This window comes from Chromobacterium sphagni (assembly GCF_001855555.1).
Taxonomy (GTDB): domain Bacteria; phylum Pseudomonadota; class Gammaproteobacteria; order Burkholderiales; family Chromobacteriaceae; genus Chromobacterium; species Chromobacterium sphagni.
Genome location: NZ_MKCT01000026.1, coordinates 1 through 20,565 on the forward strand (window position 1 = coordinate 1; position 20,565 = coordinate 20,565).

Annotated in this window: 21 protein-coding genes, 1 tRNA gene and 1 pseudogene; 15 read left to right on the forward strand and 8 right to left on the reverse strand. The window is 63.1% G+C overall.

Annotation, left to right across the window (positions count from 1 at the left end):
* Nucleotides 1-215 precede the first annotated feature (215 nt).
* The 4 genes and pseudogenes from BI344_RS25285 to BI344_RS24855 all read right to left on the reverse strand — a co-directional run bounded on the left by BI344_RS25285 (nucleotide 216) and on the right by BI344_RS24855 (nucleotide 2,378).
* On the reverse strand, nucleotides 216-362 hold the full coding sequence (locus tag BI344_RS25285) for a hypothetical protein (protein WP_241499338.1): 147 nt from the start codon (nucleotides 360-362) through the stop codon (nucleotides 216-218).
* 118 nt (nucleotides 363-480) lie between these two features.
* Nucleotides 481-972: pseudogene (locus BI344_RS25290) on the reverse strand (hypothetical protein); the annotation flags it as partial.
* 144 nt (nucleotides 973-1,116) lie between these two features.
* Nucleotides 1,117-2,088, reverse strand: coding sequence for an ROK family protein (locus tag BI344_RS12375; protein ID WP_071113249.1), 972 nt, complete (start codon nucleotides 2,086-2,088; stop codon nucleotides 1,117-1,119).
* Between the two features lie 2 nt (nucleotides 2,089-2,090).
* A complete protein-coding gene (locus BI344_RS24855) occupies nucleotides 2,091-2,378 on the reverse strand; it encodes a helix-turn-helix domain-containing protein (RefSeq protein WP_206600382.1) in 288 nt (95 codons plus the stop codon).
* Between the two features lie 92 nt (nucleotides 2,379-2,470).
* Between BI344_RS24855 and BI344_RS25295 the strand changes: the two genes are divergently transcribed.
* The 6 genes from BI344_RS25295 (at nucleotide 2,471) to BI344_RS12405 (ending at nucleotide 7,917) form a co-directional block, all read left to right on the forward strand.
* Entirely contained in the window at nucleotides 2,471-2,836 is a 366-nt protein-coding gene (locus tag BI344_RS25295) for a hypothetical protein (protein ID WP_241499335.1), read from the forward strand.
* Nucleotides 2,812-3,402: a glucosamine kinase nucleotide-binding domain-containing protein gene (locus tag BI344_RS25300; protein WP_338152213.1), complete on the forward strand. Its 591-nt coding sequence runs from the start codon at nucleotides 2,812-2,814 to the stop codon at nucleotides 3,400-3,402. Before BI344_RS25295 ends, BI344_RS25300 begins: the two co-directional genes overlap by 25 nt.
* Before the next feature lie 22 nt (nucleotides 3,403-3,424).
* On the forward strand, nucleotides 3,425-4,687 hold the full coding sequence (locus tag BI344_RS12390; protein WP_071113251.1) for an ABC transporter substrate-binding protein: 1,263 nt from the start codon (nucleotides 3,425-3,427) through the stop codon (nucleotides 4,685-4,687).
* Nucleotides 4,688-4,768: 81 nt separating this feature from the next.
* Complete coding sequence (locus tag BI344_RS12395; protein ID WP_071113252.1) at nucleotides 4,769-5,635, forward strand: carbohydrate ABC transporter permease; 867 nt, start codon at nucleotides 4,769-4,771, stop codon at nucleotides 5,633-5,635.
* A gap of 7 nt (nucleotides 5,636-5,642) precedes the next feature.
* Complete coding sequence (locus BI344_RS12400; RefSeq protein ID WP_071113253.1) at nucleotides 5,643-6,491, forward strand: carbohydrate ABC transporter permease; 849 nt, start codon at nucleotides 5,643-5,645, stop codon at nucleotides 6,489-6,491.
* 112 nt (nucleotides 6,492-6,603) lie between these two features.
* A complete protein-coding gene (locus BI344_RS12405; RefSeq protein WP_071113254.1) occupies nucleotides 6,604-7,917 on the forward strand; it encodes an MFS transporter in 1,314 nt (437 codons plus the stop codon).
* Here BI344_RS12405 and BI344_RS12410 read toward each other — a convergent pair.
* The gene (locus BI344_RS12410) at nucleotides 7,911-8,750 is read right to left on the reverse strand and encodes a M90 family metallopeptidase (RefSeq protein ID WP_083339029.1); all 840 of its coding nucleotides are present in this window, start codon (nucleotides 8,748-8,750) and stop codon (nucleotides 7,911-7,913) included. The genes BI344_RS12405 and BI344_RS12410 overlap by 7 nt on opposite strands.
* Before the next feature lie 64 nt (nucleotides 8,751-8,814).
* Between BI344_RS12410 and BI344_RS12415 the strand changes: the two genes are divergently transcribed.
* The 5 genes from BI344_RS12415 to BI344_RS12435 all read left to right on the forward strand — a co-directional run bounded on the left by BI344_RS12415 (nucleotide 8,815) and on the right by BI344_RS12435 (nucleotide 14,794).
* The gene (locus BI344_RS12415; protein WP_071113255.1) at nucleotides 8,815-10,020 is read left to right on the forward strand and encodes a cation:proton antiporter; all 1,206 of its coding nucleotides are present in this window, start codon (nucleotides 8,815-8,817) and stop codon (nucleotides 10,018-10,020) included.
* Complete coding sequence (locus BI344_RS12420) at nucleotides 10,013-11,146, forward strand: YbdK family carboxylate-amine ligase (RefSeq protein ID WP_071113256.1); 1,134 nt, start codon at nucleotides 10,013-10,015, stop codon at nucleotides 11,144-11,146. The genes BI344_RS12415 and BI344_RS12420 overlap by 8 nt, the downstream gene beginning before the upstream one ends.
* A gap of 26 nt (nucleotides 11,147-11,172) precedes the next feature.
* The gene (nudC, locus tag BI344_RS12425; protein WP_071113257.1) at nucleotides 11,173-11,961 is read left to right on the forward strand and encodes an NAD(+) diphosphatase; all 789 of its coding nucleotides are present in this window, start codon (nucleotides 11,173-11,175) and stop codon (nucleotides 11,959-11,961) included.
* A gap of 140 nt (nucleotides 11,962-12,101) precedes the next feature.
* Nucleotides 12,102-13,358 carry a hypothetical protein gene (locus BI344_RS12430; RefSeq protein WP_139166991.1) on the forward strand — a complete coding sequence of 419 codons (1,257 nt, stop codon included), beginning with the start codon at nucleotides 12,102-12,104 and terminating at the stop codon, nucleotides 13,356-13,358.
* A gap of 188 nt (nucleotides 13,359-13,546) precedes the next feature.
* Nucleotides 13,547-14,794 (forward strand): hypothetical protein, encoded by a 1,248-nt coding sequence (locus BI344_RS12435; RefSeq protein ID WP_071113259.1) that lies wholly within the window; start codon nucleotides 13,547-13,549, stop codon nucleotides 14,792-14,794.
* 152 nt (nucleotides 14,795-14,946) lie between these two features.
* Here BI344_RS12435 and BI344_RS12440 read toward each other — a convergent pair whose 3' ends face one another.
* The gene (locus tag BI344_RS12440; RefSeq protein WP_071113260.1) at nucleotides 14,947-16,554 is read right to left on the reverse strand and encodes a methyl-accepting chemotaxis protein; all 1,608 of its coding nucleotides are present in this window, start codon (nucleotides 16,552-16,554) and stop codon (nucleotides 14,947-14,949) included.
* Between the two features lie 186 nt (nucleotides 16,555-16,740).
* On the opposite strand from BI344_RS12440, the gene BI344_RS12445 reads away from it, so the two are divergent.
* From BI344_RS12445 to BI344_RS24860, 4 genes are all read left to right on the forward strand, one after another.
* Complete coding sequence (locus BI344_RS12445) at nucleotides 16,741-17,175, forward strand: hypothetical protein (protein WP_071113261.1); 435 nt, start codon at nucleotides 16,741-16,743, stop codon at nucleotides 17,173-17,175.
* Between the two features lie 46 nt (nucleotides 17,176-17,221).
* Nucleotides 17,222-17,297: transfer RNA gene (locus BI344_RS12450), tRNA-Thr, on the forward strand.
* Nucleotides 17,298-17,459: 162 nt separating this feature from the next.
* The gene (locus BI344_RS12455) at nucleotides 17,460-18,431 is read left to right on the forward strand and encodes a tyrosine-type recombinase/integrase (protein WP_206600384.1); all 972 of its coding nucleotides are present in this window, start codon (nucleotides 17,460-17,462) and stop codon (nucleotides 18,429-18,431) included.
* Nucleotides 18,394-18,807 carry a tyrosine-type recombinase/integrase gene (locus tag BI344_RS24860; RefSeq protein ID WP_241499337.1) on the forward strand — a complete coding sequence of 138 codons (414 nt, stop codon included), beginning with the start codon at nucleotides 18,394-18,396 and terminating at the stop codon, nucleotides 18,805-18,807. Before BI344_RS12455 ends, BI344_RS24860 begins: the two co-directional genes overlap by 38 nt.
* A gap of 137 nt (nucleotides 18,808-18,944) precedes the next feature.
* On the opposite strand, the gene BI344_RS23940 is transcribed toward BI344_RS24860, so the two are convergent.
* On the reverse strand, nucleotides 18,945-19,436 hold the full coding sequence (locus tag BI344_RS23940; protein WP_139166992.1) for a hypothetical protein: 492 nt from the start codon (nucleotides 19,434-19,436) through the stop codon (nucleotides 18,945-18,947).
* 254 nt (nucleotides 19,437-19,690) lie between these two features.
* Nucleotides 19,691-20,493, reverse strand: a protein-coding gene (locus BI344_RS22980; protein ID WP_095210821.1) for an IS5 family transposase whose coding sequence is annotated in 2 segments (ribosomal slippage) — nucleotides 19,691-20,166 and nucleotides 20,166-20,493 — 804 coding nt in all. Because the reading frame shifts where the segments join, the coding sequence is not laid out codon by codon here.
* Nucleotides 20,494-20,565 lie beyond the last annotated feature (72 nt).

Consider the following 20,565-nt stretch of genomic DNA (forward strand, 5'->3'; position numbering starts at 1 on the left):
AACACCTCCAGATAACGCGCCAGCGCCAAGTACGGCAAACCGGCGTCGGAAGCGTGGCAGTAGCTGTAATGCCGATCGTCGTCCAGCCAAACCACCGTCCTCATGCTGGCGCGCCAGCATGCAGGCCACCCGCTCGGCGGCGGCGTCGGCGTAATCGCCATCGCCGGTGGCGGCATGCAGCTCGCAAGCCGCCAGCAAGGCGCAGTAATCGTCGATCAGGTTTCCCGTCCATCGGCCAGATAAGACAAGCCATGTTCCTGCAAATGGACGAAGCCGAGGCGGGCGGCGCCGAGGCAGGCCTCGCGCGCGAACTCGCCATCGCGCGGCAGGCGGGATGCCGCGGCCAGCGCCGCCACCGCCATGCCGCCCCCTGGCGCCAGCCGGCCTGCGACGCCGGCGAGCGCAGTCCTGCTGGGTGGAATAGGCGCACAGGCTGCGCCGGGTTTCGTCCTTGCTCCAGCCGTCAAACAGCGTCTGATAGAAAAAGCCCGACTCATGCTGCATGCGCAATAGGAAGGCCGCGCCATGCAGCGCCTCGTCCACCATCCGCTCGTCAAACCACTTGGACTGCGCCGGCATGGCCTGGCGGGCGCGGGCAAGACTCCACACCAGCAGCGGGGTCTGCTGCGGATTGAGATGGTTGGCGTAGGACAGGTGGCTGAGGTATTTCGAACAATCGCCGGAGGCGTCGAACCAGCCGCCGCGGACATCGCGCCGCTCGTCCGTCCCTCCACCCGCGCCAGGCGGTCGGCCTGGTCGTACAGGCCGCTGCAGCGCTGCGACTTGAAATATGCAGCAAATCGGACAATAGCGGCGCGCCGAACAGGCTGTCCGCCACTTCGAACGGCGCGGACACCAGCGGCGGCGTACTGCCCTCCAGCCATAGCTGGTAGCGGCCCGGCGCGCGCAAGGCGCCGATGTCCGCCCGCCAGTAGTGCCAGTCGCGCCAGCCATCCACCCTGCCGGCCGCATGCAAGGGGCTGCGCAACACCAGCCGCCGCTCGGCGTCCAGCACCGCCACGCCGTCCACCACAGCCTCGGCCGGCCCTTGCAGCAACACCTGCTTGGCGGCGGCGGCCTCGAACCCCAGATGATTGAACAGGAACTGCAGCGTCATCATGCCCTCCTCTGCCGGATATCAAGAATGGTCGGCCGCGGTCGATTCCGCTCAGCCCCGGCCGTTTTCAGCAACACCTCGTACTGCGGATTGAACTCGTCGAAAATCGTCAAGGCGGCGGCGCCGAGCGCCACCACATCGCGGCCGGCGCTGCCCAAACGCAGGCGCTCGCCGTCGCGGTGCCGGGTGGAGACCGGCAAAGGGTGCAAGCGCCGCACCAGCTCCGCCATCCAGGCGGGCGGCAACAGGCCGCCGATCACCACCGCCTCGATGTCCAGCAGGCACTCGAGGATGTTCACCGCCTGTCGCAACGGCGCGGCCGCGCTGTCCAGCCAGGCCTCGCCCTCCGGCTGGACAGCCAACCGCGCCAGATGCTCTGGCGTGGCCCGCTCGCTGCCCGCCAAATCCAGCGCCTCGTACAGCGCCTGCAGCGACACATATCGCTCCAGGCAGCCCCGATTGCCACATTCGCACTGGCGCCCTCCGGGCGCCACGATCATGTGGCCGATCTCGCCGGCGTTGTGGCGGCCGCCGGCGTACAGCCTTCCATCCAGAAACAGGCCGGCGCCCAGGCCGGCGCCGATGAACAGATAGACGAAGTTCTGCAGCTGGCTGGCCATGCCGTACAGCCGCTCGCCTATCGCCGCGGCGGTGGCATCCTTCTCCAGCAGCACCGGCAGACCCAACGCCCTGCTCAGCGCCTCGCCATCCATCCCTTCCCAGCCCGGCAGCGTGGTCGGCCCCACCGAGGTCATGCCCTCGACGCCGAACGGACCCGGCATCACCAGCCCCATGCCCAGCAACCGGTTCCAGTTCAGCGCCGACTCGAGCCGCAGCCGCTCCACCGCGGCTGCGATCAAGGGCAAAGCCAATTCGGGCGTCGGGCGCTGCACAGCCAGCTCCACCCTGGAACGCACCTGGCCGGACAAATCCACCACCACCGCGATCAGCGTCTGCTGGTCCAGCTGCACGCCTATCGAATAGGCCCCATCCGGATTGATGCTGAGAGGGATGGCCGGCTGGCCGCGTGCGCCTTCGCGCAGGGGCTCCCCGCCAGCAGCATGCCGGCATCCAGAAGCTCGGCGGCGATATTGGACACCGTCTGCGGCGTCAACGCCGTCATCCTGGAGATGTCGGCCCGGGTAAGCCGCCGGTTGAGGCGTATGGTTTCCAGCACGGCCCGGCGGTTATGCGAACGCGCATGCTCGAGATTGGTTCCGGACACCATCAGCGGATCCGGCTTGGCGACGGGCAGTTTCATGAGGCGGGAGTATGGCGCGGCCCACGCCGCCAGACAAGCGTTTGTCATTAAAAGCCTTATTAAATAAATCAACTTGACGAAATAAATAACGAATGGTTTACTGCAAGCAATCCAAATGTCATTATTTATTTGCGAGGCGGCTTGCAAGCCACACCACCATGCTCACTCCCGTTCGATTCTTGATTGGCGTCGATGGCGGCGGCACCGGCACCCGGGTTCTCGTTGCCGCGGCGGACGGCAAGCCGCTCGCCCAGGCGGAAGGCCCCGGCTCGGCGCTGTCGCTGGGCATAGAAAAAGCCTGGCAAACCATCCTGAACACGCTCGGGCAAGCGTTTGCTCAATTGGATTCCCCCTGCCGCCATACGGCGACTGCGGGCTGGGAATCGGCCTGTCCGGCGTTCACAACAGCCAGTGGGCCCAACAATTCAAGTCGCTGTCTCCCGGCTTCGCCACGCTGAAGCTGGCCACTGACGGCTTCACCACCCTGCTGGGCGCGCACGGCGGCAAGCCCGGCGTGGTGGTGGCGCTGGGCACCGGCAGCATAGGCGAGGCGCTGTACCCGGACGGCAGCCATCGAGAAGTCGGCGGCTGGGGCTACCCTAGCGGCGATGAGGCCAGCGGCGCCTGGCTGGGACAAAGAGCCGCCCAGCTGACCCAGATGGCGCTGGACGGCCGCAACGCCCACAGCCCGCTGACGCGCGCGGTGCTGGAATTCGTCGGCGGCAGTTGGCAAAGCATGATGGGCTGGAACGGCCGCGCCACCCCGGCGCAATTCGCCCAACTGGCGCCGCTGGTGTTGGCCGCGGCGCCCACCGATCCGCAAGCCGACGCGCTGCTCCGCCAGGCAGGCGAGGACGCCTGGGCCATCGCCCGCGCGCTGGACCCGCAGGGAGAACTGCCTGCGGCGCTGTGCGGCGGCCTGGGACAGGCGCTGCACGACTGGCTGCCGCCCGGCTTCCGCCGCCAACTGGTGCCGGCGCAGGGCGACGCCACCCGCGGCGCGCTGCTGTTGCTGCAACGTTGAGAACCATAAGGAGAAGGCAACGATGAAACCGAACCGACTGGCGCTGGCCAGCCTTGCCCTGCTGGCCTGCGGCCTTGCCGGCCAGGCCCATGCCGACAGGATCAAGCTGGAATTCTGGACCGACTCGCTCAAGCCGCGCTTCGACGGCTACTTCGCCACGGTCAAGAAGAGCTACGAGGCGCAACACCCGGAGGTGGAAGTACAATGGGTGGACGTGTTCAACGAGAACTTCGAGACCAAGCTCAACGCCGCCATCGCCGCCGGCAAGCCGCCGACGCTGGTCAACCACGACGTGCCGCGGCTATTCAAGTACGCGCAGAAGGGCACGCTGATTCCGCTGGACAGCGCGCTGGGCGCGGACAAGGCCGCCTATTTGCCCAACGCCCTGTCCGACCTGAGCTTCGGCGGCAAGCTGTACGGCCTGCCCTGGTACAACAACGTCAACGTGCTGGTGCTCAATGGCGAACTGTTCAGGAAGGCCGGCCTGGACGCCAGCAAGCCCGTCACCAGCCTGGACCAGGAGCTGGCGTTGGCGAAAACCATCAAGGCCAAGACCGGTGTGGCCGGCCTGCTGCCGCAACTGGGCCAGATCGACGGCATCATGCTGGGTCAGGGCCTGCCGCTGTTGCAAAACGGCAAGGCGGTGTTCAACAGCCCGCGCCACGTCGCGCTGATCCGCAAGTTCGCCGACGCCTACCAGGCGGGCGCGCTGGCGCGCGACAGCCTGTTCGCCGACGACAACTACCAGGACAGCATCAAGCTCTACAACAGCGGCCGGCTGGCGATGATGGAAACCGCGCCCACCGCCGCGCAAAAAACCCAGGAGGACGCCCACCGCATCTACGCCGCCACCGTGGTGCAGCCGGCGCCGCTGGGGCCCACCCGCATCGTGCAGGGCGGCTATCTATTCAGTTGGGCGATATCCAAGGGCCTGCCGGCACGGACTCAGCTGGAGGCGGTGAAGTTCGCCCGCTTCCTCACCAGCGACAGCCAGCAGCTGGCTTTCGCCAAGGTGACCGGCGCCACCTTCCCCTCCACCCACGCGGCGCTAGCCGACAGCTATTTCGTCAAGACATCGACGGGCGGCGGCGCCATCGAAAGCTCGCGCATAGAAGGCGCCAAGGTGGCGCGCAATATCCGCACCTTGGTGCTGACCGGCGTGCCCAATGTCGCCGATCTGAAAAAGAGCCTGGTGGACAATGTGGAAGCCGCCGTCACCGGTAGGAAAGACCCGCAGAAAGCGCTGGACGACGCCGTCGCATTCTGGAACCGGCAGTTGAAGTAACAACGGAAGCCGACGCCACCCCGTCCTCGCCCCTGCCGGCACGCCGGAAAGGGGCGCTTTTCAGCGCATACGGAAAGTATCATGAAATCGTCGGAACGCAACGCCTGGCTGTTCCTGGTCCCCGCCCTGCTGCTGATGGGAGTGTTCACCTTCTGGCCGCTGCTGTTCGGCAGTTTCATCGCTTTCACCCGTTATGACCTGGTGTCGCCGCCCCAATGGGTGGGCATGGACAATTTCCGCTATCTGCTGGACGACGTGGTGTTCTGGCAGGCGCTGGCCAACTCGCTGAAATACCTGCTGGTGGTGCCGGCCATCCAGCTGTCCGGCATCGCGCTGGCTGTGCTGGTGAACCGCAAGCTGGCCGGGATCAGGCTATTTCGCGCCGCCTTCTACCTGCCGGTGATCACCACCGTATCGGTGGTGGGCATCATGTGGAACTGGATGTACGCCGACTACGGCGTGCTCAACAGCGCGCTACATTACCTGAAGCTGCTGGCGGTGGAGCGCGACATCGGCTTTCTCAGCGACGACAGCCTGGCGCTGTATTCGGTGATGTTGGTCACTTACTGGCGCGGCCTGGGTTACTACATGGTGCTGTACCTGGCCGGCCTGCAATCGATACCGGCCGAGATGCAGGAAGCGGCGCGGCTGGACGGAGCCAATGGCTGGCAGCGCTTCTGGCGCATCACCCTGCCGATGCTCAAGCCCACCATCCTGTTCTGCAGCCTGATTTCCACGCTGGACGCGCTGAAGGCTTTTGAAGAAGTGCTGGTGATGACGCGCGGCAGGCCGCTGAACTCCACCTACACCGTGCTGTATTACGCCTTCCACCAGGGCTTCAACCAGCTGGACTTCGGCCGCGGTGCCGCCGCCGGCCTGGCGCTCACCGGTGTCTGCCTGCTGCTGGCCTGGCTGAACTTCCGCCTGATCCGCGCCGACCACCGCTGAGGACGCCATGACCGCCGCCGCCCTGCTCCGCCCCGCCGTCCGCCGCCGCGCGCTGCGCCATCTGCCCGACTACCTGTTGCTGCTGGCGCTGTCCATCGCCTGCTGCTACCCCTTCATCTGGACGCTGGGCATCGCCTTCGGCAACGGCGAGCAGGTGTTCGACTTCCCGCCGCCCTTGTGGCCGCGCGACGCCGGCTGGCGGCACTTCATCGCAGTGTGGGACAGCATTCCGCTGGCGCGATTCTTCTGGAATTCGCTGTGGATCTCAGGGCTGACCACCATCGGCACGCTGGCGGTATCCGCCCTGGCGGCGTTTCCGCTGGCCAAGCTGAGATTCCGCGGCCGGCGACTGGTGTTCTACGCCATCATCGCCACCCTGCTCTTGCCCAGCGAGATCAACTTCATCAGCAACTACGTCACCATCTCGCGACTGGGGCTGGACGATACCCGCCTGGGCGTGGTGCTGCCTTCGCTGGCCGGCGCCTTCGGCATCTTCCTGATGAAGCACGCCTTCGAGGAGATTCCGGACGAGATCGTCGACGCGGCGCGGATGGACGGCGCCAGCGACTGGCAGGTGTTCTGCCGCGTCTGCCTGCCGCTTTCCCTGCCCCACCTCGCCACGCTGGGCATCTTCACCCTGGTGTGGTCGTGGAATGTCTATGTCTGGCCCAGCGTGGTCTTGAAGACGCCCGAGCTATACCCGCTGTCGGTGGGCGTGCTGTACCTGAAAGGCGCCTTCGCCACCTCCACCCGCATGGTGGCGGCCGGCGCGGTGATCACCATCCTGCCGGTGCTGCTGGTTTTCGTCTGCTGCCAGCGCTTCTTCATGCGTGGCATGGACGGCGCGGTGAAGTGAGGGCGAATCAGTTGTATTGTCAGACAGCAGTGGCTCATTTACTCTGGCCGCAGCAGCCGATATTCAAAAACCATATGGTCTGCGCATAACTAGACATAGAGGAAAGCCACCGATGGACAACCGCACCCTTACCCTTCCCTCAGCTCGCCCGCTAGGGCGCCAGGACTACAAAACCCTGGGGCTGGCCGCGCTGGGCGGCGCGCTCGAGTTCTACGATTTCATCATTTTCGTGTTTTTCGCCGTGGTGCTCGGCAAGCTGTTCTTTCCTCCCGCCATGCCCGACTGGCTGAGCCAGCTGCAAACCTTCGGCATTTTCGCCGCCGGCTACCTGGCGCGGCCGCTGGGCGGCATCGTGATGGCGCATTTCGGCGACCTATTGGGCCGCAAGCGGGTGTTCACCCTCAGCATCCTGCTGATGGCCCTGCCCACCCTGGCGATGGGCATGCTGCCCACCTATCACGACATCGGCATTCTGGCGCCGCTCTTGCTGCTGGCGCTGCGCATTCTGCAGGGCGCGGCGATAGGCGGCGAAGTGCCGGGCGCCTGGGTGTTCGTGGCCGAGCATTCGCCCAGCCGCCACACCGGCTTCGCCTGCAGCGTGATTACCTCCGGCCTCACCGCCGGCATCCTGCTGGGTTCGCTGATCGCCACCGCCATCAACCTGGCCTTCACCCCGCAGCAGATCGCCGACTGGGCCTGGCGGCTGCCTTTCCTGATCGGCGGCGTGTTCGGGCTGGTGGCGATGCAGCTGCGCCAGTGGCTGCATGAAACGCCGGTGTTCGCCGAGTTGAAGGCGCGCAAGGCGCTGTCCGAAGAGCTGCCGCTGAAAACGGTGCTGAAGAAGCACAAGACCGGCGTGGCGTTGTCGATGTTCGCCACCTGGTTTCTTGCCATCGCCATCGTGGTGGCCATCCTGATGGCGCCCGCCTATCTGCAGAAACAGTTCAACATCCTGCCGGTGGACGCGCTGCGCGCCAACAGCCTGGCCATCGTGGCGCTGACCCTGGGCTGCCTGGTGGCTGGCCTGCTCTCCGACCGCATCGGCAGCGGCCTCACCTTCATCGGCGGCAGCACGCTGCTGGGCGCCAGCAGCTATGCCTTTTATACCGTCCTGGCCAAGGACAGCAGCCAGCTCTACCCGCTATACGCGCTGCAGGGCTTCTGCGTGGGCATCGTCGGCGCGGTGCCGCTGGTGATGGTGCGCGCCTTTCCGACGGCGGTGCGCTTCTCCGGACTGTCGTTTTCCTATAACGTCGCCTACGCCTTCGCCGGCGGCCTGACGCCGGTGATCCTGTCCATCTGGCTGAAATACGATGCGATGGCGCCGGCCTATTATCTGCTGCTGCAATGCCTGATCGGCCTGCTGGTGGGCTGCTATCTGCTGGCGCAGGAGAAAAGTGCCAAGCGGGAGGCGCTAGCTCAGTGATCGGGCGGCGGAGGCGGCGGCAACAGGTCCGTCTCCGCCACCTCGGGCAGACGCGCGGCCGGGTCCTGCTTGTAGAACAGGCTCAGTTGCCGGTACAAAGCCGGGTAATCGCGCCGCACCAGATGGGGTATCTCGAAAAAAGCTTCGCTCAGTACCGCGAAGAACTCCGCCGGATTCTCGCTGGCATACGGGTCCAGCCAGCCGTCCACTCCGGCGTCCACCGCCCGGCAGAACTGGCGGTAGGCCTGGTTCCAGGCGCGGCTCCACAAGGCGCGGTCCATGCCCTTGTGCAAGGGCGGCGCGCCGTTGGCCGGACCGTCCAGCATGTCGAACTGGTGGGCGATCTCATGCAGCGCCACGTTCCAGCCGTCCAGCAGCGGCGACTCGTTGACATCCGGCCACGACAGCACCAGCGGCCCCTGATAATGCGCCTGGCCTATCAGCACCTGCTCGGCCTCGTGGGTCAGCCCCATGCCGTCCTGCCAGCGGTTGCGCACCACGAAGGGGGCCGGATACAGCACCACCTCGCGCCAGTTGCCATAGGCGCTCATGCCCAAATTCATGCCGGGCAGGGCCAGCTGCAGCGCCACCCGGCAACGCATCGCGTCGTCCACTGCCATGTCTTCCAGCGCGGTGATGGTCTTGGCCAGCAGCAACTCGCCGGCCAACTGTAGCAGGCGGCCGTTTTCCTCAGCCGACAAGCCGATCAGCAAAGGCATCGCCGCCGCTTCGTTCCGCAGTTTTTCCAGCAACCCGGGCGGCACCCGCTTGCCGCCCAGGCGGCGCATCCAGTCTAGCAGCATGAACTCTTGGCCTTGAATCGCGTCAGTCATAGATACCTTTGGGCGCGGCGGCGCAATTCAATGGCCTCCCCGCCCTGCACCACAGGAGAAAATCATGACCGTCCCCATCTGGCACGATCTGATGCTGAACCCGCTGGCGGCGTTCGGCATCTTGCTGGCCCTGGGCGTGATAGGCGGCCAGATCGCCGTCCGCGTCGCCCGCCTGCCAGCCATCACCGGCTACATCCTCACCGGCCTGGTCATCGGCCCGCATAGCCTCAATCTGCTGGACCAGCAGCTGCTGAACGAGGCCTCGCTATTCGTGCAGCTGGCGTTGGGCATCGCGCTGTTCGAGGCCGGCCGCCGCGTCGACCTGCGCTGGCTGAGAGTGGAGAAAACCCTGCTCGCCACCACCCTGCTCTACTGCCTGCTGGTGTTCGGCGGGCTATATGCGCTGCTGAGCGGCAGCGGCTTCGGCGCCGCCGCCAGCCTGATGCTGGCCGCGCTGGGCATGGCCACCTCACCCATCGTAGTGCTGGAGATCGTGCGCGAATCGCGCGCCGACGGCCAGGTGAGCGAGCGCCTGCTCGCCGCCACCGCGCTGTCCAGCCTGCTGGCGATGATAGGCTTCGCGCTGGCGCTGTCCTACAGCCATCTGTCCGCCAACCACAGCGTGGAGGACGGCATCCTGATGCCGGGCTGGCTGATTCTGGGCTCGATCGCGCTGGGCCTGGCGGCCGGACTGGTCACCACCCAGCTCAACCGCTGGCTGGGCGGCCGCCAGCGCGACGCGCAGCGGGTCATGCTGTTCGGCCTGATCGCGCTGATCGTCGGCCTGGCCGACATGCTGCAGCTGCTGGCCCTGCTGGCGCTGCTGGTGGCCGGCATGAGCACCCGCAGCCTGCGCCACGGCTATACCGTCAGCGAGCCCGGCATCTTGTCGTTGAGCCATGTTTTTACCGTCGCCTTCTTCGTCGCCGCCGGCGCGCAACTGGCGCCGCAGGCGCTGGCCTCCCACTGGCAACTGGCCTTGCTTTGTCTCTTGCTGCGCAGCGGCATCGGCATGCTGGTCTGGTGGCTGGCGGCGCGCGGCAATGGCCTGTCGCGGCAACAGGGCGCCTGGCTGGGCCTGGCGCTCAGCCCGCTCACCGGCGGTTCGGCGCTGCTGCTGGGCCTGGGCATGGTGTCGTTGGGCACGGCCGCAACCACGTTCAGCGCGGCGCTGATGGCCGCCTTGCTGATCAATGAAATCGTCGCCCCCATCCTCACCCGACTGGCCCTGCGCCTGGCCGGGGAAACCGCAGGAGCCAGCCATGCTTGAATTCAACCAAAGCCAGCCGCTTACTCTGGGTGTGGAGCTGGAGCTGATGATACTCAACCGCCGCGACTACAACCTGACGCGCGGCTCCGACGACCTGTTGCTGCAGATCAACCGCAAGCCGCACGGCTTCGACATCAAGCCGGAAATCACCCAGGGCATGATAGAGATAGGCACCGCCATCCACCATGACGTCAACCAGATGCTGGAAGAGCTGCTGGCCATCCGCAAGCTACTGGTGGACAGCGCCCACAAGCTCAACCTGGGCCTGGCCGGCGGCGGCGCCCATCCGTTCCAGCACTGGGACGACCAGCGCATCTACCCCAAGGAGCGCTACCAGCTGGTGTCCGAACTGTACGGCTATCTGGCCAAGCAGTTCACCGTCTACGGCCAGCACATCCACATCGGCTGCCCGGACGGCGACGCCGCGGTGCGGCTCACCCACTATCTGGCGCGCTACATTCCCCACTTCATCGCGCTGTCGGCGTCGTCGCCGTTCTATCAGGGTGTGGACACCTCGTTCCAGACTTCGCGGCTGACCAGCGTCAACGCCTTCCCGCTGTCCGGCTGCATGCCGGTGGTGGATAGCTGGGACGGCTTCAACGAATACTTCCAGCGCATGGCCTCGCTGGGCATCGTCGCCAGCATGAAGGACTTCTATTGGGACATCCGCCCCAAGCCGGAATACGGCACAGTGGAGATCCGCATCTGCGATACCCCGCTGGCCATAGACACCCCGGTGCTGCTGGCCGCCTACGCCCAGATGCTGGCGCGGCGCTGCTTTGCCGAAGACTGGCGCGATATCAGCGCCGAGCCTTATCTCACCTACAGCTACAACCGCTTCCAGGCCTGCCGCTTCGGCTTCGATGGCGTGCTGGTGGACGCCCGGTCCAACCGCCAGCAGGGCCTGCAGGAAGACCTGCTGGACACGCTGCGCGAACTGGAAGAACACGCCGAGACGCTCAACTGCCAGGCGCAACTGGCCCAGTTGCGCCAGCGCGCGCTCAAACGCCATAGCGACAGCCAATGGCTGCGCCAGGTCCACGACCAGAGCGGTTCGCTCAGCGAGGTGGTGCGGCGGCAAAGCGAACACTGGATGTACGCTGGAGCCGGAGTGGGCGTAAACTGAGCGCTTCCCATCATGACTTTCGCATCATGTCTTTCGAACTCCCGCAACATCCGGCGCCGGAACTGCCCGAGCGCTGGTGCATTTTCGATGGTTCCCGGCTGTGGCTGCGGCACAAGACTCTACCGGAATCCGCGCCGGCCGGTTGCGCGCTGACCGGTCAACGCTTCCTCGGCATTCATGAGCAACACAATCTGTTCATGGCGGATCTGGTGGGCGCGCCGCCGACCGGCGGCGAATGGCTGGCGCTGCGCCCCGCGCTGCTGGCCCTGCCCGCCACTCAGGTCCAGGCGGTGGCGCGCGCCGCCCAGCTGCGGCAGTTTTTCAGCAGCCACCGCTTCTGCGGCCACTGCGCCACGCCTTTGCAAACCAATAGCGACCAATTGGGCAAGCACTGCCCCAGTTGCGGCCAGATCTACTATCCGCGCATCTCGCCGGCCATGATGGTGCTGGTCCACCGCGGCCGCGAACTGCTGCTGGCGCGCAGCCCGCACTTTTCGCCTGGCGTGTACAGCGCGCTGGCCGGTTTCGTCGAACCCGGCGAGACGCTGGAGGAATGCGTGCACCGCGAAACCTGGGAGGAAGTAGGCGTGCGGGTGAAGAACCTGCGCTACGCCTTCTCGCAATCCTGGCCCTTCCCCCACTCGCTGATGCTGGCCTTCATTGCCGAATACGATGACGGCGACATCCGTCCGCAGGAAGGCGAAATCGAAGACGCCGGCTGGTTCGACATCGATGCCCTGCCCGCTCTGCCAACAGCCATCTCCATCGCCAGCCACCTGATTGCGCATGGCCGCGAGCTAATCCGAAACAGATAATTGTGAATAAGGCCAGTTATTATTAAATTTTAGTTAAAACAACAATTCGGTAAACCAGACCGACTATTGCTCCGTTCTGTAGCATGCACCCCGCCAAAACGCGCGGGAATCCTCCGATGTTTGCCAGAACGGAACGCAAGATGAAACTGAAACACGCCCGCGAACTCACCCTGACTCTATGCCTGGGCGCGGCATGCGCCACCGCGCAAGCCGCCGCCATGACCGTGGATAGCATGAACGGCCCGGTCACCCAGAATGAAATCCAGTCCTTCGTAGACTTCGCCCAAGGTCTGCAGCCCGCTGTTTCCGGCGCAGGCGAGGAATGGGCGCAAGGCAACAGCGGCGTGGACATGAAGGCGCTGGCGCTGGTTTACGACATCGCCCCGCGCCAGGCACTGTTGGACAAGATGGTGTCCTTCTGCGATACCCTGCTGTCGCAGCGCAACGACATCCTGCCGGCCCCTGCCGGCCGCCGCGTGATCTGGACCGGCCGCGTGGACCCGGTATGGCCCAACAAGCCCGACATCAGCCCGATCCAGACCGGCGGCGAACAGGGCGACCCGGTGGGCCACCTGGGCAGTTGCGCCCGCCAGATACTCAAAACCACCGCCGTCTACAACCAGAAAGTGGCCGGCGGCGACCCTTTCCACTTCGGCGCCACCTATCTGCAACGCGCCAAGACCTATCTGAGCGAAGCCGACAAGACGGTTGATCAGCACATCCTCAAATCGTTGCTCAACCTGAGCGACGGCAACCACATGTACTTCGCCGTCAATTCGCCTTACCAGGGCGGCAAGCCGGTGCCGTGGAACCAGCAGATGATGTTCGACTACGGCTTTCTCAATCTGGCCCAGGCCCATGAACTGCTGAAGGACGACCCCGCCCGCGTCAAGCGCTACGACCAGATCGTGCAAGCCAACCTCGACTGGTTCTTGCAGTCCGGCCTGACCCGCTACACCGACAAGGCCGGCCGCCCGGCGTACAACTGGGCCTACGCCATGCCCGCCATCACCGGCGAAGACAGCAACCACGGCAGCCTGGACGTCCCCGGCTTCTACCGCCTGTACCTGAGCGGCCGCTACGGCCTAGCCGCCAAGCAGATAGAGCCCTTTGGCGACACCGTGTTCGACGTGATGCGCCTGGGCAACCGCGACTACTCCGGCCGCGTGGACGGCACCAGCGACAACGACAGCAAGCACGGCGGCGAAACCAACTACCTGCGCAACGGCTTCCTGGTCACCGCGCTGTCGCGCCCAGATGCCTACTACGCCATGATGAGCGACGCCGGTATCCAGGACGGCGCAAGCACCAACGCGCCAGAGGCCTATTCGAACTTCCTGCTGGTAAAATCGCAACGCGCTGAAGCCGCCAGCGCCAAGAAGAAAAAGCAACGCTGACCCACTCAACCACGAGTCGAATTAAGAAACCGCGCAGCCTGGGTTGCGCGTTTTTTTTGCGCCGCGGCGCAGGCGACATTTTCCCCGCCCCCCGACAGGGTCAAATAGAATGGGAAACCGGGGCTAAATATTACAATCAGATTCTCGCGACACCCTGCCAACCATGTTTCCGGATGAGAGACTCGACAATGAAACAGAAAACCCTGCTGCAATCGGCCTTGGCGATTGGCCTGGCCGTCGCTTGCGCAAGCGCGCAGGCCGCCGCCATGACCGTGGACAGCCTGGACGGCCCGGTCACCCAAAATGAAATCCAGTCCTTCGTCGACTTCGCGCAAGGTCTGCAAGCCGGCGCCTCCAATGTCGGCAACGAGTGGGCGCAAGGCCACAGCGGCGAAAACCTGAAGGCCATGGCGCTGGTTTACGATATCGCTCCGCGCCAGGCGCTGTTGGACAAGATGGTGTCCTTCTGCGATGCGCTGCTGTCCGAACGCAACGACATCCTGCCCGCCCCCGCCGGCCAGCGCGTGATTTGGACCGGCCGCGTCGATCCGGTATGGCCGAACCAGCCCGACGTCAGCCCGATCCAGACCGGCGGCGAACAGGGCGACCCGGTGGGACACCTGGGCAACTGCGCGCGCCAGATCCTCAAAACCACCGCCGTCTACAACCAGAAAGTGGCCGGCGGCGACCCGTTCCGCTTCGGCGCCACCTATCTGCTGCGCGCCAAGACTTATCTGAGCGAAGCCGACAAGACGGTTGACCAGCACATCCTCAAATCTCTGGTCAAGCTGAGCGACGGCAACCGCATGTACTTCGCCGCCAACGCGCCCTACAAGGGCGGCCTGCCGGTGCCATGGAACCAGCAGATGATGTTCGACTACGGCTTCCTCAACCTGGCCCAGGCCCATGAACTGCTGAAGGACGACCCCGCCCGCGTCAAGCGCTACGACCAGATCGTCCAGGCCAACCTCGACTGGTTCTTGCAGTCCGGCCTGACCCGCTACACCGACAAGGCCGGCCGCCCGGCCTACGACTGGGGCTACACCATGCCCGACACCTCCGGCGAAGACAACAGCCATGGCAGCCTGGATACCGCCGGCCTGTACCGCCTGTATCATAGCGGCCGCTATGGCCTGCAGGCCGCGCAACTGGTTCCCATCGCCAACACCGTCCTCGACGTGATGCGCCTGGGCGACCGCCACTACGCCGGCCGCCTCAACGGCACCACCGGAGCCGGCAATAGCAAGGACACCAACTACCTGCGCAGCGGCTACATGCTGACAGCCCCGTTCCAGGCCGCCGCCTACTACACCATGATGAGCGACGCCGGCATCCAGGACGGCAGCGCCACCAGCCGCATCGACGCCTACTCCCGCTTTCTGGAAGTCAAGTCGGTGCGCGCCGCCGCCAGCGCCAATAAGCCAGGACAGCGCTGACGCCGCCGACATGCCCAAAGCAAACCGCACAGCCGTAACTGTGCGGTTTTTTTACGCCGAAAGCGGATACGCCCTGGCTATCGGTCCAGATCCCGCAAGATGTGCAGGCTCCAGGCGCCGGCGGCGGATCACCATCCAGCAAAGCGTCGGCGCTACAAGCGGAAACTGGAAACCGAATCCTTGAACTGCCGGGCCAGATCGGCCAGCGCGTCCACGTCGCCATTCGCGGCACACGCCGAGGCCTGCGACTCTCCGACCATCCGCGCAATCGACTCGACATTCTCCGCCACGCTGCGTCCCACCTGCCGCTGCTCCACCACCACTCTGGACATGTCGCGTATCTTGTCCAGCGCCAGCGCCGCTCCCTGGTTGATCTCGCGCAGCGCCACCGCCGCCTCCCGCGCCCTATCCACACCCTGCAATACCAACGGCCTCACCTCGCTCATGCTGCCGACCACCGAATCGGTGTCCACCTGTATCCTCTCAACCATCCCGGCAATCCGCTGCGTGGCCTCGGTGGTGCGCTCGGCCAGCTTGCGCACCTCGTCCGCAACCACCGCGAAGCCCCGGCCGGTTTCCCCCGCCCGCGCCGCCTCAATCTCCGCGTTCAAGGCCAGCAGATTAGTCTGGTCGGCGATTTCCTTGATTTCCATCGCCAAGCCGTCGATCTCGCGCGAGCGCTGCGCCAGGCTGCCTATCAGATTGGAGGCGCCCTCTATCCGTCCTGAGACCCGCTGCATCTCTTCCGCCGCCTGGTTGACCAGCGCCTCCCCCTCTCCGGCCAGCTTGCAGGAGCGTAGCGAATTGTTCTCCGTCTCCTCCGCGCAGACCGTCACCTGGCTGGAACAAGCCGACATCGACTCGATCTCCATGCTGGTGGCGCTGGTTGCCTGCGTCGATTGCAGCGCCGCATCGTTGATCCGCCGCATCTGGCCGCTCAATCCGTTGACCGATTGCGCCAGATTCATTGCGCCGTCCTGCAAGCGCTCTATCATGTCGCGCAAACTGCCCTGCATGGCGGCAATCGCCCCCATCAGGCTGTTCCGATCGCAATTATGGATATCCAGGGTCAGGTCTCCCGCCGCAATCCCCAGCGCCGTGCTCGAGGCCTGATCGGGCTCGCCTCCTATCACCCGGTAGATGGAGCGCGCCACCAGCCAGGCCAACGCCGTCGCCACCGCCAGGATAGCGAAACCGATCAACAGCAAATTCAACGCCAGGCTGTCGAACGCCTGGTCGATATCGTCGAGAAACACGCCGGTCCCAATCGTCCAATCCCAGCCGGGAACACGCATCACCGCATTGAGCTTGGGTAGCGGCACGCTGCCGTTTGGCCGGCGGGTGCATATCTGCACGAAACCGAAATCCGCATCCCGCAGCACATCATGATAAGCCTGCACCAGGGTACGGCCGTCCGGCAGGGTTTCTCCAGGGTCGGCTTTGCCCAGCTTGCGCTTGTCCGGATGCACCAGCACCAGATTGTTGCCATCGCGGGCAAACACATAAACGTTCTTGTCGCGCAAGCCGCTCATCGCCTCGATTGCGCGCCGCTGCGCCTCGGCGCGAGTCAGCCTGCCGCCTTGCTCCTGATCCTGGAAATGGGCAACCTGCTTGCCGGCCAGCGTCAGCAGCGTTCGAATCTGGCTGCGATGATTTTCCATCAGGGAAACGTGCAGGCTGTACAAGGCCGCGCCGGCCATCAACGCCAAGCCCAGCCCCGCGTTCAACACCAGAATGCCCAGACGGGTGGAAAGCTTCATTCCTGCCGCTCCTCATCCAGCGCCGCGGTCGCGGCGGCCTCAACGCTCGGCGAAACCGCATCCGGGAAAACTCCCCGAAAACGCCCGGGCCAGGCAGGTCGCTGGCCCTGTGCCGCACTCATGCTAATATAGGCAAATATGGAGTGCGACCCTGGTCGTTTTATCCCACCACCATTTCAAGCCAATATGAAACTCATTAAACTCATCAGCCCGCTGATCGCAATCGGACTGGCCCTGTCCAGCCCGCTGAGCCACGCCGAACCGGAAGACCAGCCCCTGCCCGGCGACTTCCAGCCGGTACCCACCGCCAAGCCTCTACACCAACCGCACGCAAGCAAACCCGCCAAAGCTCAGCCTGCGCGCAGCAAATCGGGACACGCCAAGCCCGCCCGCCCGCACCATCAAAAATCCAAAGCCAGCCATGGCAAGGCCAAGCCCGGCAAAACCCATGCCCATGCCGCCAAGCACCGCCACGCCGGCAAGAAACATACGAAGAAACCGCATAGCGCGCATTCCCCTGCCAAGAAAGCCCACAAACCGACCAAGGCGCATAGGAACAAACACCATAAAAACAAAAAGCTAGCCAAGAAGCATCACGCCAAGCACAAAAAAACGCATTGATACTCTTGTCACATAAAGGGAAGCCGGGCATAATGGCCATCTCTTCGCCGGTGTAGCTCAGTTGGTAGAGCACCTGACTTGTAATCAGGGGGTCGCGAGTTCGATTCCTGCCGCCGGCACCAAGATTCATTCCCAGAAGCTCCAGGAAATACCGAAAAAGCCCGCAGACATTAGCTCTGCGGGCTTTTTCATTTCCAGGACCGTCCAAGGCCGTCTCATGGATTCCAGCGCAAAATCGGGGTATATTTCGGGGTATAACCCAGTTCGATTATTGAGATACCCCGATGGCCCTGACCGCCCAGACCGTGAAGCACATCCAACCCGCCGAAAAACTTACCAAGAAAGCCGATGGCGGCGGGTTGTTCCTCTGGGTCTACCCTAACGGCGCAAAATACTGGCGCTGGCGCGGCTACTTGGCCGGCAAAGAAAAATTGCTCGCCATAGGCGTCTACTGCGGGCCGGCTCAGTACGACGAAAAAGGCGCGCTACAGCCGTCAGCCATCCAAATGGGTTTGAAAGAGGCGCGAGAAGCCCGAGACGCAGCCAAGCGATTACTGGACGAGGGCAAAGACCCAGGCAAAAAAAGGGCCGAGGCCAAAAAACTGGCTCATGTCTCGACTGAAAACAACCTAGAGGCCGTGGCAAGGGAATGGCACCACAAGAGCCTGGCCAAGTGGGTTCCAGATCATGCAAACCGGATACTCCGCCGGTTCGAGATGGATGTATTTCCCCACATCGGGGCCGAGCCGGTTGATGCCCTCAAGACCCACCACCTACTAGACATCCTGCGCAAAGTCGAAGCGCGTGGCTCTCTCGACGTCGCCAGCCGACTGCAACAGCACCTTGTCGCTGTGATGCGCTACGCCGTACAGACTGGCCGCATCAGCACCAACCTGGCGCTTGACCTGCAGGGCGCGCTGATCGTACCGGAGAAGCAGCACCGCGCAGCCTTACCCTTGAACCAGCTTCCAGAGCTGATAGACCGCATAAACAACTACCATGGCCGCCTACTGACCCGCGCAGCCCTGCGGCTTACTCTGCTGACCTTCCTGCGCTCCAGCGAGCTGCGCATGGCCAGGTGGGGGGGGAAATCGACTTCGAGCGCGGCATCTGGACTATCCCCCCACGCGCGAAGCCATCGAGGGCGTGCGCTACTCCAATCGCGGCACCAAGATGAAGACCGCGCATGTTGTTCCCTTGTCCCGCCAGGCGCTGGCCGTGCTGCAAGAGATTCACCCGCTGACAGGCCGCTTTGAGCTGATTTTTGCCGGCAATAGCGATGTCACCAAGCCCATGAGTGAGAACACGATAAACAAATCCCTGCGCAATCTTGGCTACGACACGCAGGCCGATGTCTGTGGCCACGGCTTCCGCACCATGGCTTGCTCAGCACTGAATGAATCCGGCCTGTGGTTCAAGGATGCGATTGAGCGTGCGATTGAGCGCCAGATGAGCCACGTCGAGCGCAACAGCGTGCGTGCCGCCTACATTCACAAAGCCGAATATCTGTCCGAGCATCGATTGATGATGCAATGGTGGGCAGACTTCCTGGATGCCCAAAACCCACACACCTATATTGAGCCATCAGAATTTGCCAAGCTCAGGAACGATAGCGCAGTGATTTTGCGGTAGACTGTTCTCGGCCAGTTCCAGCCGTTCTCGGACTCAATAAAGGGCACCTCGAAAACCCTTAACCTTCAAAAATTCCACATAACAAAACCAATGGCTTACGCAGTAATTTTTGGCGACACGTTCACTACAGCAACGAGTTAGAGTTTTTCTCTGCAGCGTTCGTGGTATCTTTCATCAAATTTCCGAAAAACAGTCGCTACATAGACCTCGTCTTTCTCCTTAACCAGCGCCATAACATATGCGCTACCACTGCCGTTCTTTCTCTTGAAAGCATTATAAAAGAAGAAGCCAACATTTCCATACTCGTCTTTGTTTGGAACAATGGATTTACATTTTAGATCTGATGCATAGTCGGAAAAATATTCCTTCATTGATGCAGCAAAACTCTTCAATTCAATTTCAGAACTGTCTCTTTTTGTTAAGGGTGATATTAGCTTAATGAGCTCATCATCTTGAGAGTTTTTGGCGGCATCTATAAATCTTCTTTCTACTTTTTCATATACACTCTCATCCCCTCGAATAAAAAAGGAATTTATGCCTGAATCAGCACCAGACATGGTCTTATCACTAGCTTGAGCGCTTGAGAAGCAACCTAATATTACCAGAATGACTGAGATTAGTTTTAGCATGTACAACCCTCAACAGTTTTTTATACAGGCACGTGGCTCGTATATCAATTGATATTGCAGACGTCCATTGTCACACCCAAACACCATATCTTCAACACGTTCGTCATAGTCTCGCCCATATAACAACCCCAAATTTACAGTTGCCATATACTTCACCGCCGTCGCTTCCTGATCCAAATTGATCACGACAGCTTCGGGTCGATACCTGCCCGCATGCGTACCAATGCTCAAGTGACACCCCCTACTTAGACCCGCTAACAAAACCTATCGATAAATCGCAGACAGATCAATGAGATAGCCAGTTTAAGCAAGGCGTAATGCGTATCCAGCCGCCGTTCAAAGCGGATGCGCAACTTGCCGAAGCCCGCTAGCCAAGAATGGGTATGTTCTACCACCCAACGGTGGCGACCCAGTCTCTCGCTGCTTTCCACTCCGCGACGAGCAATTCGCACCAAGATTCCTCGCCGGCTCAGGTATTCACGGCAACGGCGGTAGTCGTAGCCTTTGTCAGCATGCAGTTTGTAAGGCTTTCGCCTGGGTCGCCCTGGCAAACCAGGAACGGCAGGAATCGCATCGATCAAAGCTTCGAAGACCATGGAGTCGTGTCGATTGGCGCCGGTCATGCTCAGTGCCAGTGGTAGACCTCGGCGATCTACGATGATGTGCCGTTTGCTGCCGCATTTCCCTCGGTCGGTGGGGTTGGGACCGGTCTCTTGGCTCCCCGGGGGCTGGCAACGCTAGCCCCATCAATGCTGGCCCGGCTCCAATCAATTTGATCGTGTTGGCGCAGTTGTATCAGCAGAGCTAGGTGTAGGCGGTCCCAAATGCCTTGCGATTGCCAATCCCGCAGTCTTCGCCAGCAGGTCATCCCGCTGCCAAAACCGAGTTCCTGCGGGAGGTCCTCCCAAGGAATGCCGGTGGCGAGAACAAACAAGATGCCGTTGAGGGCTGCAAAATCATCCAGCCGTGGCCGCCCACCCCGGCGGGGGCGAGGTGGCGGAGGGAGTAGCGGCTGCAATGACTTCCAGAGCTTCTGACTGACGACTTTCCGTTTCATCTTCGCTAGATGCGGGCATACGTATCCGGCATCAAGAGGTTTCGTTAGCGGGTCTAAGTGTGGTTCCGCACA